The sequence below is a fragment of the Mizugakiibacter sp. genome, assembly GCF_039680435.1.
Taxonomy (GTDB): domain Bacteria; phylum Pseudomonadota; class Gammaproteobacteria; order Xanthomonadales; family Rhodanobacteraceae; genus Mizugakiibacter.
Window position 1 is genome coordinate 1 of record NZ_JBDKSX010000043.1, and the last position, 14,357, is coordinate 14,357.

Annotated in this window: 17 protein-coding genes; 11 read left to right on the plus strand and 6 right to left on the minus strand. The window is 71.1% G+C overall.

What is annotated here, in order from left to right:
• Position 1: 1 nt before the first annotated feature.
• Positions 2-712 (plus strand): transposase, encoded by a 711-nt coding sequence (locus tag ABFC67_RS04965; protein ID WP_346736941.1) that lies wholly within the window; start codon positions 2-4, stop codon positions 710-712.
• 137 nt (positions 713-849) lie between these two features.
• Positions 850-1,734 carry a GNAT family N-acetyltransferase gene (locus ABFC67_RS04970; RefSeq protein WP_346736942.1) on the plus strand — a complete coding sequence of 295 codons (885 nt, stop codon included), beginning with the start codon at positions 850-852 and terminating at the stop codon, positions 1,732-1,734.
• Between the two features lie 90 nt (positions 1,735-1,824).
• On the opposite strand, the gene ABFC67_RS04975 is transcribed toward ABFC67_RS04970, so the two are convergent.
• Positions 1,825-2,676: a LysR family transcriptional regulator gene (locus ABFC67_RS04975; RefSeq protein ID WP_346736943.1), complete on the minus strand. Its 852-nt coding sequence runs from the start codon at positions 2,674-2,676 to the stop codon at positions 1,825-1,827.
• Positions 2,677-2,795: 119 nt separating this feature from the next.
• Between ABFC67_RS04975 and ABFC67_RS04980 the strand changes: the two genes are divergently transcribed.
• A complete protein-coding gene (locus ABFC67_RS04980; protein WP_346736944.1) occupies positions 2,796-3,299 on the plus strand; it encodes a lipocalin-like domain-containing protein in 504 nt (167 codons plus the stop codon).
• Positions 3,300-3,702: 403 nt separating this feature from the next.
• Here ABFC67_RS04980 and ABFC67_RS04985 read toward each other — a convergent pair whose 3' ends face one another.
• The 3 genes from ABFC67_RS04985 to ABFC67_RS04995 all read right to left on the minus strand — a co-directional run bounded on the left by ABFC67_RS04985 (position 3,703) and on the right by ABFC67_RS04995 (position 6,736).
• Positions 3,703-5,091, minus strand: a complete 1,389-nt coding sequence (locus ABFC67_RS04985) for an amidohydrolase family protein (RefSeq protein ID WP_346736945.1) — start codon at positions 5,089-5,091, stop codon at positions 3,703-3,705.
• 366 nt (positions 5,092-5,457) lie between these two features.
• Positions 5,458-6,018, minus strand: coding sequence for a carboxymuconolactone decarboxylase family protein (locus tag ABFC67_RS04990; protein ID WP_346736946.1), 561 nt, complete (start codon positions 6,016-6,018; stop codon positions 5,458-5,460).
• A gap of 178 nt (positions 6,019-6,196) precedes the next feature.
• Entirely contained in the window at positions 6,197-6,736 is a 540-nt protein-coding gene (locus tag ABFC67_RS04995; RefSeq protein ID WP_346736947.1) for a peroxiredoxin, read from the minus strand.
• A gap of 129 nt (positions 6,737-6,865) precedes the next feature.
• On the opposite strand from ABFC67_RS04995, the gene oxyR reads away from it, so the two are divergent.
• From oxyR to msrB, 8 genes are all read left to right on the plus strand, one after another.
• Positions 6,866-7,804, plus strand: a complete 939-nt coding sequence (gene oxyR / locus ABFC67_RS05000) for a DNA-binding transcriptional regulator OxyR (RefSeq protein WP_346736948.1) — start codon at positions 6,866-6,868, stop codon at positions 7,802-7,804.
• A 103-nt stretch (positions 7,805-7,907) separates the two neighbouring features.
• Positions 7,908-8,327 (plus strand): nucleoside diphosphate kinase regulator, encoded by a 420-nt coding sequence (rnk, locus tag ABFC67_RS05005; RefSeq protein ID WP_346736949.1) that lies wholly within the window; start codon positions 7,908-7,910, stop codon positions 8,325-8,327.
• 126 nt (positions 8,328-8,453) lie between these two features.
• A complete protein-coding gene (locus ABFC67_RS05010) occupies positions 8,454-8,873 on the plus strand; it encodes a rubrerythrin family protein (protein WP_346736950.1) in 420 nt (139 codons plus the stop codon).
• A 133-nt stretch (positions 8,874-9,006) separates the two neighbouring features.
• Positions 9,007-10,350: a heterodisulfide reductase-related iron-sulfur binding cluster gene (locus tag ABFC67_RS05015; protein WP_346736951.1), complete on the plus strand. Its 1,344-nt coding sequence runs from the start codon at positions 9,007-9,009 to the stop codon at positions 10,348-10,350.
• 101 nt (positions 10,351-10,451) lie between these two features.
• Positions 10,452-11,033, plus strand: coding sequence for a DUF3501 family protein (locus tag ABFC67_RS05020; protein WP_346736952.1), 582 nt, complete (start codon positions 10,452-10,454; stop codon positions 11,031-11,033).
• Positions 11,030-11,668, plus strand: coding sequence for a hypothetical protein (locus ABFC67_RS05025; protein WP_346736953.1), 639 nt, complete (start codon positions 11,030-11,032; stop codon positions 11,666-11,668). The genes ABFC67_RS05020 and ABFC67_RS05025 overlap by 4 nt, the downstream gene beginning before the upstream one ends.
• 69 nt (positions 11,669-11,737) lie before the next feature.
• The gene (msrA, locus tag ABFC67_RS05030; RefSeq protein ID WP_346736954.1) at positions 11,738-12,382 is read left to right on the plus strand and encodes a peptide-methionine (S)-S-oxide reductase MsrA; all 645 of its coding nucleotides are present in this window, start codon (positions 11,738-11,740) and stop codon (positions 12,380-12,382) included.
• An 11-nt stretch (positions 12,383-12,393) separates the two neighbouring features.
• On the plus strand, positions 12,394-12,843 hold the full coding sequence (gene msrB, locus ABFC67_RS05035; protein WP_346736955.1) for a peptide-methionine (R)-S-oxide reductase MsrB: 450 nt from the start codon (positions 12,394-12,396) through the stop codon (positions 12,841-12,843).
• A gap of 34 nt (positions 12,844-12,877) precedes the next feature.
• Here the strand turns inward: msrB and ABFC67_RS05040 are convergent, their stop codons facing one another.
• Together ABFC67_RS05040 and ABFC67_RS05045 are read right to left on the minus strand one after the other, a co-directional pair.
• A complete protein-coding gene (locus ABFC67_RS05040) occupies positions 12,878-13,504 on the minus strand; it encodes a glutathione S-transferase family protein (protein ID WP_346736956.1) in 627 nt (208 codons plus the stop codon).
• Entirely contained in the window at positions 13,504-14,160 is a 657-nt protein-coding gene (locus tag ABFC67_RS05045; protein WP_346736957.1) for a hypothetical protein, read from the minus strand. The genes ABFC67_RS05040 and ABFC67_RS05045 overlap by 1 nt, the downstream gene beginning before the upstream one ends.
• Positions 14,161-14,357: the final 197 nt, after the last annotated feature.

The window sequence follows — 14,357 nt, forward strand, 5'->3', positions numbered from 1 at the left end:
CATGCCTCGTCGCGCCCGCCTCGAGTTCCCGGGTATCCCCCTGCACATCACCCAGCGCGGCGTGAACCGCTGCGCGGTGTTCGTCGACGACGACGATCGTCGCCACTACCTGGCGTTGCTCGAAGACGCGGCGCGCAGGCATGCGCTGGCGGTCCATGCCTACGTGCTGATGGGCAACCACGTGCACCTGCTGGTCAGCTCGGGAGAGGCCGGGGCGCTCTCCCGCGCCATGCGCGATCTGGGCCAGTGCTACGTGCAGGGCTTCAACCGCCGCCACCGGCGCACCGGCACGCTGTGGGAAGGGCGGTTCAAGTCCTGCCTGGTCGATTCCGAGCGCTACGTGCTGTCGGTGTACCGGTACATCGAACTCAACCCGGTGCGCGCCGCGATGGTGGCCGCGCCGGAGGACTATCGCTGGTCGAGCGTGCACGCCCATCTCGGAGCAAGCGACGATCCGCTGCTGACGCCCCATACGGCGTTTCTTGCCCTCGGCGCCGATCGCCGGGCGCGCGTCGCCGCTTACCGGACCTGGCTGGCCAGCGGGGTCGACGACGCCGAGCTGGAGGCGATTCGCGCGCATATCGTCCAGGAGCGCGCCTTGGGCAGCGAGCGGTTCCAGCGCATGCTGGAACGCACCTTGAATCGTCCGCTGCAGGTACGGCCGCGCGGCCGGCCACGCCGGGACGGGGCGTCGCAGGCCATCGCGGATTAGCGGCCTCCACCCTGCTGCTGCCCCGCGGCTGTTTGCCCTTCCCTCTCCACCCGGTCTGCTCGGTTCCCGCCTGCCGAGCCGACGCCATGGAACCGCACGCCGACCGCTACCGCATCCGCCTGGCCCGCCCGGACGAAGTGCTGCGCCTGCGGGAAATCGAAGACATCGCGGGCACGCGGTTCTACCGCCTCGGCTTGATCGACGAGGCGCTCGATCCTTCTTTTCCGCTGGATGAACTGGCGCGCCTGATCGGCCTCGGCCAAGCCTGGGTGGCGTGCATGGGCGACGACGTCGCCGTCGGCATGGCGATCGCCTCCGTGCGCGAAGGCGCCGCCTACCTCGAGGAGATGGACGTGCTGCGGGCGCACGGGCGGCGCGGTCTCGGCGGCCGCCTGCTCGAGCACGTGTGCGCGTGGGCGCGGATGCGAGGCCAGCCGGCCGTCACGCTCTCCACCTTCCGCGACGTGCCGTGGAACGGGCCGTTCTATCGCCAGCGCGGCTTCCGCGAACTGCATCCTGCGGAGTGGACGCCGGGCATGCGCGCGATCCGCGCGAAGGAGGCGCGGCACGGGCTGCACGTCGAGGTGCGGGTGTTCATGCGTCGCGAACTGTCTCGAACGGGGGAACGCAGGCAATTGACCGCCTTGATGCACACGCGAGCGCGGATGAAGCGAGCGGCGTGCGTGGACGCCACAAGTCTGCATGCCGGCACGCGGCGGCGGCACGGCGCGAGGGGCCGTGACGCGCGCGCTCCTGCCCTGGCGAGGTCGCCGATTCAGCCGCCGTCTCCTTGCCGCAGGTACAGCCAGATGCCGACGCATGCCGGCGGCATCGGCGGCGCCACCTGGTCCGTCGTCAGCGGCGTGCTGCCCGCGGGGCTGGTGCTGAGCGGCGACGGCGTGCTCAGCGGCACGCCGCTGCCGGTCGCGACGACCACCGTCTTCTACTTCAGCGCGCTGGTAAGCGACCAGGCGGGCGACACCGCGGCCAGGAACTACGCGCTGGCGGAGCAAGCGCCGTAACGCCGAGGCGCGAGGTCAAGACAGGGGCCACCCGTTCGCCGCCGGCGAAGGGTGGGCCCTTCTTTCCCGGTGCGCGATACCGAATCCGGATCATCCCGCCTTCGTCCTGAAGGCGTCGGCCAGCGTGCGCAGTGCGGCGCGCGAGCGGCGGTCGCGCAGCGCGGAGTACAGCACCACCTCCTGCGTGGGAAGCGCAGGAAGCGCGAGGCGCGCGCCGAGATCCTCCGTCCCCGCGGGCGCGGCGCGGCGGGCCAGCACGGCGATGGCCAATCCCGCGGCGGCGGCCGCACCCACCATCGCCGCGCCCTTGCCGACGAAGACCTCGGTCCAGGCAATGCCGGCACGATCGAGCGCGGCCACGGCAGCAGCGCGAATGCTGCAGGATTCGCCCTGGGTGGACAGGGGAAGCGGCTGACCTTGGCGCGGACGCCAGCCGGACGCGCCGATCCAGGCGAAGCTCTCGTCGAACAGCTTTTCGCCCCTGCGGCGCTGCTCGCTCGCCTGCAGGACCAGCGCTGCATCCATCTCGCCGGCCTCGTAGGACTGCATCACTTCGCGCGAGCCGCCCGCGTGCAGCTCGATGCGCAGCTTCGGATCGGACTCGCCCAGCCGGCGCAGCATGCCGGGCAGCTCGGCGCCCACCAGCTGATGGCCGATGCCGACCACCAGGCGCCGCTCCTCCGCTTCGAACGAGGCGACCGCGCGCTCGTGGGCACCGACCAGTTCGCGCGCCGCCTCCAGGAACACCGCGCCCTCGGCGGACAGGCGCACCTGCCGCGGCGTGCGCTCCAGCAGGCGGCGGCCCAGCTGGCCTTCCAGCTTGCGCACCTTCAGGCTGACGGCGGACTGCGTGCTGTCGAGCACCTGCGCGGCGCGGGTGAAGCTTTGCAGCTCGGCGGTCAGCACGAAGGCTTTGACGGCATCGAGGTCGAGGGTCTTCATGGGGCCTCGCGTTGGAACCATGGCAATCGGCAATGACTGAAATATCGGCGACCGGGTTCATCCCTGATGGAAGGGCGGACTAGGCTGCGCCCACCCTCCCCGTGGATGTGAGCACGCTCATGCAGATCCTTCGAACCGTCCTTGCCCTCTGCATCGCATCGACCCTGGGCGCCGCGCAGGCGGCGCAGCCTTCGCGACCGACGTCGCTGGAGGGCGCCTGGACCCTGGAGCGCGTCGACAACGTCTATCCGGACGGCCATCGCGTGGAACTCTACGGCCCCCATCCCCAGGGCCTGTGGCTGATCGACGCCCAGGGGCACTACATGATGCAGATCGTGCGGGCACAACGCACGGCCTTCGCCTCCGGCGACAAGTCGCGGGGCACGCCGGAGGAATATCGCGCCGCCTCGCTGGACTTCAATGCGCACTACGGCACGGTGAGCGTCGCGGGCGGCATGCTGCGCACCCACATCGAGCATGCCTCGTTCCCGAACTGGGACGGCCGCAGCGGCAGCAGGCACTACACGCTCAAGGGCGACGAGCTGACCTACATCGTGGCCAAGCCCACCAGCGGCGCCGCCGAGGGTGTGCACGGCGAGGTGACGTGGCGGCGCATGCGCTGAGGTGCCCGACGCTTCGAGCGACTCCGCGCCTTCATTGCCGACGCAGATCCGTTCAACCGAAAGGCCGTCCGGCCGAGTCTTCCTGGCGCCGCGTGCGCGGCGCGATTGCCGCTGACTCACCGGGCCGCAAAGACAACGGGGCGCCTGATCGCTCAGGCGCCCCGCGTTTGCTCCGCTTGGTCCAAAAGCGCGGGTCAGAGTGCACTTTTCTGTCGCATGCGGGTGGCATTGGACGACAGACCGGGAAAGTGCACTCTGCCCCCCTGCCTCGCCTGCCTCCGCAGCGCATTGCACGCATGCCCCACGCTCCGACAAGTGAGCCTGACGGTGTACAGAAATGGCCACCGGTGGCGGCCGGACTGGAACGGCAGGATCGCTACGCCGCCGCCACCTGCAACCCCGCTCACCGGCCGGCCCCGGCTGCCAGCAAGGCATCAAGATCCTCGCGCCGGAGCAGACGCCCGGCAAGCACGACGGCGCGGATGCGGCGCAGGTTGCGGACGTCCTGCAGCGGATCGCCGTCGAGCAACACGAGATCGGCGCGCTTGCCGACTGCGATCGAGCCGTTCGTCTGCGACAGGTGCAGCAGTTCCGCCGGGCCGATCGTGACGGCCCGTAGCGCCTGCGCGGGGCCGAGGCCGCACTGCACGAGCAGCTCCAGTTCGTCGTGCAGCGCGTACCCGGGATAGACCATGGGCATCGGCGTATCGGTTCCCGCCAGCACATCGACACCGGCAGCGTGCAGTGCCCGCACGATCGCGCAACTCACCTGCTCGCGGCGCGCGGCAAGCGCGGCGTCGGCCGTCGCTTCCGACGCCAGGATCCTGCGCCAGCGCGCCTGTTCGTCTTCGCGCAGCAGCGGCCAGCGCGGATCCGCGGCGAAATCGGCGCGGCGGTGGGCCTCGAAATGGCTCAACACCAGGGTCGGCACCTGCGTTTGGTGCGCCGCCGCGACCGCCCTGGCCACCGCGGCGCAGCGGTTTGGGCTGAAATGCCCGAGCACATCACGCTCCTGCGCCTCACCCATCGCCTCGGCGGCGTCGCCGTCCAGACCTCGGCGCGATGCGAGCACGCGGCGCTCGACCGAGGAACAGGCCTCGTACGCCTGCAGCAGATGCTCGGCGGTGCGTTGGCCGGCATCCGCCGCCTCCAGCAGCGGAACCTGCGCAGGCACGTGGCCGTCGACAGGCACGCGGGCCCGCCGTGCAGCAGCGATGATTGCATGCCACTGCGCCGACGGAACGTCGGAAAACACTTTGATGAAATCGGCACCGGATCGCACGGCCACGCGTACCTGCCGGCGCGCATCTTCCACGGTGTCGCCGCGCACGGCGACGCCCGCCGCCAGCACGTAGGGCGCGACCAGCGTGCCGCGATCCACCGACTGCCGCCAGCGCGCCACCTGCTGCACCTGCCCGGGAAGCGTCATCATTTCGCGCACGCCGGTCACGCCGTTGGCGACGAAGAGCGGGAACGTCCACGTGTTCGGGGCCCGGTGCGTGGCGTTGTTGAACAGGTGCACGTGCATATCGACCAGCCCGGGAACGAGATACTTCCCGCGCCCATCGATGCGCTCGGCGCCCGGCGGTGCCGCGACGTCGCTCCCGATGCGGGCGATGCGGCCATGCTCGACCAGTACCGTCTGCTCGCTGACGGCACGAGCGCGCTCGACGTCGATCACGGTGACGCGTTCGATCGCCAGCGGCGGCAGCGAGGGCGATGCAGCGGGCCGGGCGACACACGACAGGACGGCCAGCAGCGCCGCCGCCAGACCGCAAACGATGGCCTTCACGCGAACCTCCCCGAGCACGGACGTCGCCCGTGGCGACGGATCGATGGGCGCCCCCATGCGCACCCCGCCTGCGGCCCCGGCCCGGCACACGCCTGCCGCGGCCTGCCAGGACAGCCTACGGGGTCGAGCCGCCGAGAGCGAGCTTACCCGCCCGGCCTGACGTCACGGCCGTAGCGGAAGGTTTGCGCGGCAGCCAAGAAACAGGTGTCCGAGAAATCAGGGGCGGTCCAGCGGTGGTGACACTGAAGGCGACGGACACGCAGGGGCGCTCGGCGAGCGTCCGATGCAACTGCGCGCGCCCGGCAGGCCGAGCCCGTGCGGGCTGCCGCAGGCCATCGCGGAGCGATGGCCTGCGTACCCGTCCGATCACGCCGCCGCCGACAGCCCCGCCCGCGCGGCTTCCGCCTGCTCCAGCGTCACCGCCACCGCGTGCAGTACGGCGGCGATGCGCACCGCGCTCTGCACGGCCTGCGCAGAAACCTCGTGCTTGCGCAGGGTCTTCTCGTGCGAGTCCATGCACGCGCCGCAGCCGTTGATCGCGGAGACGGCCAGCGAGGCCAGCTCGAAGTCCACTTTGGCGCAGCCCGGGTTGGCCATCACGTTCATGCGCAGGCCGGCGCGCAGGGTGGCGTACTCGATGTCGCTCACCAGGTGGGTGAAGCGGTAGTAGACGTTGTTCATCGCCAGGATCGCCGCGGCGGCGCGCGCGCCGTCCTGTTCCTCGGCGGAAAGGTGCGCGGCGGCCTCGACGGCGATCGCGCGGGTCAGCGGCGCGTGGCGCGAGGCGATGGCCGAGGCCAGCGCGACGATGGCGATCTGCTTCGCGCTCAGGCCGGGCGCGCCGGCCTCGCTCAGCACGGAATCCAGGTTGAGGCGCAGGTCCTTGGCGTAGTCGGGCAACTGCGCCTTGAGTTCGGCAAGGCTCATGGTTCACCTCGGGGGATGGAAGAGAGGGCGGCGGGACACGCGGTCCCGCCGCCGAAGCCCGCGCCGCGCGGGGGGAGGGGTATGCGGCGCGGGGCAAAGCGGGGGCTGCCGCAGGACGGCGCTCGCGCGGCGAGCGTCGCGGCGGCCCGCACAGGAGACCGCCGCGACGGCGCCGGGCTTACGCGACCTTCAGCGTCGCCTCGCCCTGCTGCCAGTTGCACGGGCACAGCTCGTCGGTCTGCAGCGCATCCAGCACGCGCAGCACTTCCTGCGGGTTGCGGCCGACCGAACCGTCGGTGACGTAGGCGAAGCGGATCACGCCTTGCGGATCGACCAGGAAGGTGGCGCGCTTGGCCACGCCCTCGGCGTCGAGGATGCCGAGTTCGCGCGACAGGTCCTTGTTGCTGTCGGCCAGCATCGGGAACGGCAGGTCGCGCAGGTCCTTGTGGTCCTTGCGCCAGGCCAGGTGCACGAACTCGGAGTCGGTGCTGCCGGCCAGCACCTGGCAGTCGCGGTCGGCGAACTGCGCGTTGAGGTCGCCGAAGCCCTTGATCTCGGTCGGGCAGACGAAGGTGAAGTCCTTCGGATAGAAGAACGCCAGCAGCCACTTGCCCTTGTAGCTGTCGTTGGAGATCTCGGCGAAGGCCTTGTCCAGGCTGTCGATGGAGACGGTGGCCTTGAGCTTGAATTGCGGGAACTTGTCGCCGACGGTCAGCATGTCGTTGCTCCTTGGTGAGGGTGGGGAAGCGGCGCCGGAGGGCGCGTCCGCAGACAAAGATAGGGGGCGTGCGCCCATCATTCAAATCGATTATCATCATCGCATCTATAGTCACTGACTATGGAAGCCATGAACCTGCGTGATCTGCGTTACCTCGTCGCCCTCGCCGAGCACCGCCACTTCGGCCGCGCCGCCGAAGCCTGTTTCGTCAGCCAGCCGACGCTGTCGACGCAGGTGAAGAAGCTCGAGGAGGAACTCGGCGTCGCGCTGGTCGAGCGCACGCCGCGCAAGGTGCTGCTGACCGAGGTCGGCCGCGAGATCGCCGAGCGCGCGCGCGAGGTGCTGAACGAGGTCGAGCAGATCCGCGCCATCGCGCGGCGCACGCGCGATCCGGAGTCCGGCACGGTGCGCCTCGGCATCTTCCCCACCCTCGGCCCTTACCTGCTGCCGCACGTGGTGCCGGAGGTGCGCGCGCGCTTTCCCAAGCTGGAGCTGCTGCTGGTCGAGGAGAAGACCGAGACGGTGCTGCGCCTGCTGCGCGAGGGCAAGCTCGACGCCGGCGTGCTGGCGCTGCCGATCCACGAGGACAGCCTGCACGCCGAGTTCCTGTTCGAGGAGCCGTTCCTGCTGGCGGTGCCGGAGTCGCACCCGCTGGCGCACCGGCACGGCCTGAAGCTGGGCGACCTGACCGACCAGAGCCTGCTGCTGCTGGAGGACGGCCACTGCCTGCGCGACCAGGCGCTGGAGGTCTGCCACCTCGCCGGCGCCAGCGAGAAGGCCGGCTTCCGCGCCACCAGCCTGGAAACGCTGCGGCAGATGGTGGCGGCCAACGTCGGCATCACCCTGCTGCCGACGCTGGCGGTGAAGCCGCCGATCGCGCCGACCGACAACGTGCGCCTGGTCGAATTCCGCAGCCACCCGCCCAGCCGGCGCATCGCCATGGTCTGGCGCAAGAGTTCGGCGATGGCCGGCTTCCTCAAGCGCCTCGCCGACATCTTCAAGGCGCTGCCGCAGGAGCTGCTGCAGACGCACCCTGCCGCCGCTGCGGGCGGTCCGTCGTCGGCTTGAGAAAAGCCGCCCTCTGGGCTACGGTAAGCGCATCCGTCGCCACCGGGCGCACCCTGCCCCCGGTGGCGTTTTGCTTTATGTACCCGGTCAGGATGCCAACGCCATGTCCGCCCACGCGCCCGCCATCGTGCTGTCCAGCCACGACGCCGACCGGCTCGAGCAGATGCTCGACACGCCGCCCTACCGCGACGCACCCGGCGCCGCCCAGCTGCGCGCCGAGCTCGAGCGCGCGCAGGTGGTCGAATCGGCATCGCTGCCGTCCGACGTGGTCAGCATGAACACCACCGCCGAGTGCGTGGACGACGCCAGCGGCCAGCAGCATCGCCTGACCCTGGTCTACCCCCGCGACGCCGACGCCGCGCAGGGCCGCGTGTCGGTGCTGGCGCCGGTGGGCAGCGCGCTGCTGGGCATGCGCGTGGGCCAGAGCATCGACTGGCCGACCCCGGGCGGGCGCACGCTCAAGCTGCGCGTCACCGCGATCCACCACCAGCCGGAAGCCTCCGGCCAGGCGCCGCGTCGATAGCGCACGGCTATCGCCTTCATCGCAACAATCAATTTCTTTCGGCCGTCGCCGCGCGCTACCCTCGGGTCATCCCGGACCGGAGGGGCCGGGCCGTGTTTCCCTCCAGCCGCCGCCAGAGGTGACGCCATGAGCAAGCTGAAAGGCTCCAAGACCGAGGAAAACCTGAAGTACGCGTTCGCGGGCGAATCGCAGGCGAACCGCCGCTACCTGTACTTCGCGCAGAAGGCCGACGTGCAGGGCTACAACGACGTCGCCGCGGTGTTCCGCTCCACCGCCGAGGGCGAGACCGGCCACGCGCACGGCCACCTCGAATACCTCGAGGAATGCGGCGACCCGGCCACCGGCCTGCCGTTCGGCGACACCAGCAAGAACCTCAAGAGCGCGATCGCCGGCGAGACCCACGAGTACACCGACATGTACCCGGGCATGGCCAAGGCCGCGCGCGGCGAGGGCTTCGACGAGATTGCCGACTGGTTCGAGACGCTGGCCAAGGCCGAGCGCTCGCACGCCAATCGCTTCCAGAAGGCGCTGGACGAGCTGAAGTAAGCGCGCCCGCCTCCTGCCGCGGCGCGGCGGGAGGCGGACACACGCCGGCCGCGGGCGCGGCTTCGGCCGCGACGTGCGGAATCGGCTACAGCCGCGGCCAGACCGCAGCCGCGCCCGCACGGGAGGACACCGCATGGCCGAGGAACGCAGCGCCGCGCGCGAAGGCAGCGTCGACGCGCCCACGCGACATCCGCTGGACTGGACGAATCCCGAGTTCTACGACCGGGGGGCGCTCGACAAGGAACTCGAGCGCGTGTTCGACATCTGCCACGGCTGCCGCCGCTGCGTCAGCCTGTGCAACGCCTTCCCCACCCTGTTCGACCTGATCGACGGCTCGTCGACGATGGAAGTGGACGGCGTGGCCAAGTCCGATTACGCCAAGGTCGTCGACCAGTGCTACCTGTGCGACCTGTGCTATCAGACCAAGTGCCCGTACGTGCCGCCGCACCCGTGGAACGTCGACTTCCCGCACCTGATGCTGCGCGCCAAGGCGGTGAAGCACCGCGACGGCGGCACCGGGCTCGCCGCCAAGCTGCTGTCCAGCACCACCGCGGTCGGCAAGCTGGCCTCGATTCCGGTGGTGACCGAAACGGTCAACGCGCTCAACCGCAACGGCCCCGCGCGCAAGCTGCTGGAGAAGACGCTGGGCGTGGACGCGCAGGCGCGCGTGCCCACCTATCACGGCAGGACCGGCCGCAAGCGCCTGCGCGACCTCGACGGCAGCGGCGACGCCCTGCCCGCCGGGCGCACGCGCGGGCGGCTCGCGCTGTTCGCCACCTGCTACTGCAACTACGCGCACCCGGACGTGCTGCAGGACCTGGTCGCGGTGCTGAAGCACAACGACATCCCGCTGATCCTGGTCGAGCGCGAGAGCTGCTGCGGCATGCCCAAGCTGGAACTGGGCGACCTCGCCAGCGTGGCGAAGTACAAGGCCGAGAACATCCCGGTGCTGGCCAAGGCCGTGCGCGAAGGCTGGGATCTCACCGCGGCGATTCCCTCCTGCGTGCTGATGTTCAAGCAGGAGCTGCCGCTGATGTTCCCCGACGACGAGGACGTGCGGCTGGTCAAGCGGCACTTCTTCGACCCGTTCGAGTACCTGATGCAACGCCACCAGGAAGGCCTGCTGAAGACCGACTTCAAGCAGCCGCTCGGCAAGATCGCCTACCAGGTGCCCTGCCACCAGCGCGTGCAGAACATCGGCCCGAAGACGCGCGACATTCTCGGACTGGTGCCCGGCACCGACGTGCAGGTGATCGAACGCTGCTCCGGCCACGACGGCACCTACGGCGTGAAGAAGGCCACCTACGCGATCGCGCGCAAGATCGCCAAGCCGGTGGAGAGCCGCGTGCGCCAGATCGAGCCCGACCACTTCACCAGCGACTGCCCGATGGCCGGCGGCCACATCGCGCACGGCCTCGACGACAGGCCGGCCGCGGAGCACCCGCTGACGCTGTTGCGCAAGGCGTACGGGATATGACGGGACCCGGGACTCGGAAATCGGACAATGGCCGCGTACGCCGCCGCTGCCCTACCCCACACGTTCTTTCCGTTCGACATCCTGCGTGCGATGACACCGCCATGCACAAGCTGACTCACGAAGACCTGTACACGCTGGAAGCCTACGCGCGCGAGCGCGCGCAGTTCCGCGCGAAGGTGCTGGCGCACAAGAAGGCGCGCACCGTGCATCTCGGCGAACACCTGACGCTGATCTTCGAGGACCGCCTGACCGTGCAGTACCAGGTGCAGGAGATGCTGCGCATCGAGCGCATCTTCGAGCCGGAGGGCATCCGCGGCGAGCTCGACGCCTACAACCCGCTGATTCCCGACGGCTGCAACCTCAAGGCGACCATGCTGGTCGAATACGAGGACGCCGCGGAACGCCAGCGCGAGCTGGCGCGTCTGCGCGGCATCGAGCATCGCGTCGGCCTGAGCGTGGACGGCCACGCGCCGGTCGCGGCGATCGCCGACGAGGACCTCGAGCGCAGCAACGAGGAGAAGACCTCGGCCGTGCACTTCCTGCGCTTCGAGCTGGCCGCGCCGATGATCGACGCGCTGCGCGCCGGCGCCGGACTCGCGCTCGCGGTCGACCACGCCGGCTACCGCGCGCACACCGCGCTGCCGGAAGCGACGCGCCGCGCGCTGCTGGCCGACCTCGCTTGAACGCGTTTCCGCGCTGGACGTGGGCGCTCGCCGCGCTGGCGCTGGTCGGCGCCTGGTGGTCGTGGAGCGGCCGCGCGAACGTGCCGCCGCCCGGCGTGCTGGCGCCGGACGCGCCGCTGCAGGCGGAACTCGACGAACCCGCGCCGCCACTGCACAAGGCCGACGCCGCGCTGACGCCGCTGGCGCGCTTCGAGGTCACCGCGCGCGTGCTGCATCGCGAGGACTACCGCCACGACGACGGCGCCGACCTCGCGCCGGTCGATCTCGCGCTCGGCTGGGGGCGCATGTCCGACAGCGCGGTGCTGAAGAGCATCGAGATCACCCAGGGCCAGCGCTTCTACGCATGGCACGTCGACGCGTTCCCGATCCCGCGCCGCGAGATCGAGACGCACAGCGCCAACATGCACCTGATCCCCGCCGACCGCGGCGTCGAGCGCGCGCTGGAGCGCGCGCGCGCCGGCGACGTGGTGCACTTCGCCGGCTACCTGGTCGAAGCCGACCGCCCCAACGGCTGGCGCTGGCGCAGCTCGCTGACCCGCGACGACACCGGCAACGGCGCCTGCGAGCTGGTGTGGGTGGAAGACTTCCGGGTGGAACCGCGGCCGTTGCCTGCCGCGCCGTCCGCCTCCATGTAAGCCTCCGGCCCGGACCACGGTCCCGTTGACCGCCCGCCGCAACGCGCGCGAACCGCACGAGGATTCCCCATGGCCGCAACCTGCGATATCCGCGGCGCCAGCCTGCGCATCGCGCCCGACCGTTTTCCCGACCCCGAACGCGATCTCGACGCGGGCGACGCGACCGAACGCAGCGCCGTGCTGGCCGGCGGCTGCTTCTGGTGCGTCGAGGCGGTGTTCCGCGAGCTGGACGGCGTGCTGGAGGCGACCTCCGGCTACGCCGGCGGGCGCGCCGCCGATGCCGACTACCGCACGGTGTGCAGCGGCACCAGCGGCCACGCCGAGGCGGTGCGCGTGCGCTACGACCCGCGGCGCCTCAGCTACGGCCAGTTGCTGAAGGTGTTCTTCGCCGTCGCGCACGATCCGACCCAGCGCGATCGCCAGGGCAACGACATCGGCACGCAGTACCGCTCGGCGATCTTCCACGCCGACGCCGACGAGCGCGAGGTCGCGCAGGCCTACATCCGCCAGCTCGACGCCGCCGGCGCGTTCGCCGCGCCGATCGTCACCGCACTGGAGCCGCTGGAGGCGTTCCATCCCGCCGAGACGTACCACCAGAACTACGCGGCGCTGCATCCGCAGCAGCCGTACATCGCCTTGGTGTCGACGCCCAAGGTGGAGAAGCTGCGCACATATTTCGGCGATCGCCTGAAGGCGTCTGCCGACAGCGAGTAAAGGAGGTCGCCATGAACCAGGATCCGCAGCGCTCCGCTTCCGGCCACGACCTCGGCCCGTTGTCGGACGCCGAGCGCGCGCGCCTCGCCGCGCGGCTGACGCCGGAGGAGCGCCGCGTGCTGCTCGACCACGGCACCGAGCGCCCGTTCTGCGGCACCCTGCTGCACCAGAAATCGCCGGGCCATTACGCCTGCCGGCTGTGCGGCCTGCCGCTGTTCACCGCGGGCACCAAGTTCGAGTCCGGCACCGGCTGGCCGAGTTTCCACGCGCCGTTCGACCCCGCGCACATCCGCGAAGTCGTCGACCGCAGCCACGGCATGCTGCGCACCGAGGTGCGCTGCCGCCGTTGCGACGGCCACCTCGGCCACGTGTTCCCGGACGGACCGCCGCCGACCGGCCTGCGCTACTGCCTGAACTCGGCCGCGCTGGAATTCGTGCCCGACGCCGCGCAACCGGCGTGACGCGCGGCGTCGCCGGCGCCCGCGCGGAGCACGTTCATTCGGCCTCGGCCGCCGCGCGCCAGGCGCGCACCGCGGGCATCGCGTCGATCGTGCGCACGTAGGCGGCGCAGCCCGGATCGAGGGCGATGCCGTAGGTGAGGAAGCGCAGCGCCACCGGCGCGTACATCGCGTCGGCGATCGAGAACTCGCCGAACAGGAACTCGCCGCCGCGGCCGTAGCGGGTGCGCGCCTCGCGCCACATCCGCTGCACGCGCGCGATGTCGCGCGCGGCGTCCTCGCCGGGCGTCAGCGCCGGGCCGCGCCGGTGCAGGTCGAACGACAGCTCGCGGCGCAGCGCGGCGAAGCCGGAATGCATCTCCGCCGAAATCGCGCGCGCGTGGGCGCGCGCGGCCGCGTGGGACGGCCAGCCGCGCTGGCCGAAGAACGTCTCGTTGGCGTACTCGAGGATCGCCAGCGAGTCCCACACCACCACGCCGTCGTGGTGCAGCACCGGCACCTGGCCGGTCGGCGACCAGCGCCCGATCTGCTCGTGGTACTGCGGCGTGAACAGCGGCAGCAGCACCTCGTCGAAGGCGACGTCGAAGTGCTTCAGCGCCAGCCACGGGCGCAGCGACCACGACGACTTGTACTTCTCTCCCATCACCAGCACCGGCAGAGCCATCACGAACCTCCTTGCGAATCGGCGGGAATCAGCAGCGGCAGCACCGCGCGCGGCGCCGCGGACAGCCGCAGCGCGGTCGCCTGCGCGCCGACGGCGCGCGGTATGAGGATGCGGCCGTCGGCGTCGGCCTCGAAGCGCCGCGGCGCGGCGCCCTCGGTGTCGATGTGCGCGTGCGCGGCCGGGTCGAAATCGAATTCGGCGCCGTCGCTACGGCCGCCCTGGCCGCGCACCACCGCGTCGGCCTGCGCAAGCGACGCCTCGACGTCGCGCCAGTCGACGCGCGCGCCGGGCGGCAGCTTCAACTCGAAGCTGACGGTCAGCGTCAGCGTGCCTTTCGGCTGGTTGGTGGCGACCGGCGGATTCTCGCGCAGCAGCGCGTCGCTCATCGGGAAGTCGAGGCGGCCGTCGGCGCCGACCGGCACCGCGATCGCGCCGCGTGCGCTCTCGACGGTCAGGCGGATGGCGTCCGCGCGCACGCCGGGCAGGCTGCTCTCGATGCGCTCGACCGGCCGCAGCCGGTCGAAGCCGCGCAGCGTCTGCGCCGGCGCCAGCACGCGGTGCAGGGTGGCGTAGTCGACGCGGCTGCCGGCATCCTGCGCGGCGGCGGCGAAGCTCGCCGCCAGGCACAGCAGCGCAAGTCGGATCGATGCGGGCATGGGCTTCCTGCCGTCGGAGAACGGCAACCTTGCAAGCCTAGCAGAGCGCGGCGCCCACCGGACCGCTCAGGCGCAGGCGGCGCGCAGGCCGTCGCTGCGGTAATGCGCACCGACGCTGGCATCGCGCGCCAGCATCGCATCGAGCATGCGCTGCGCCAGCGCCAGGCGGTCGGCGCCATGCGCGCCCGGCGGCAGCC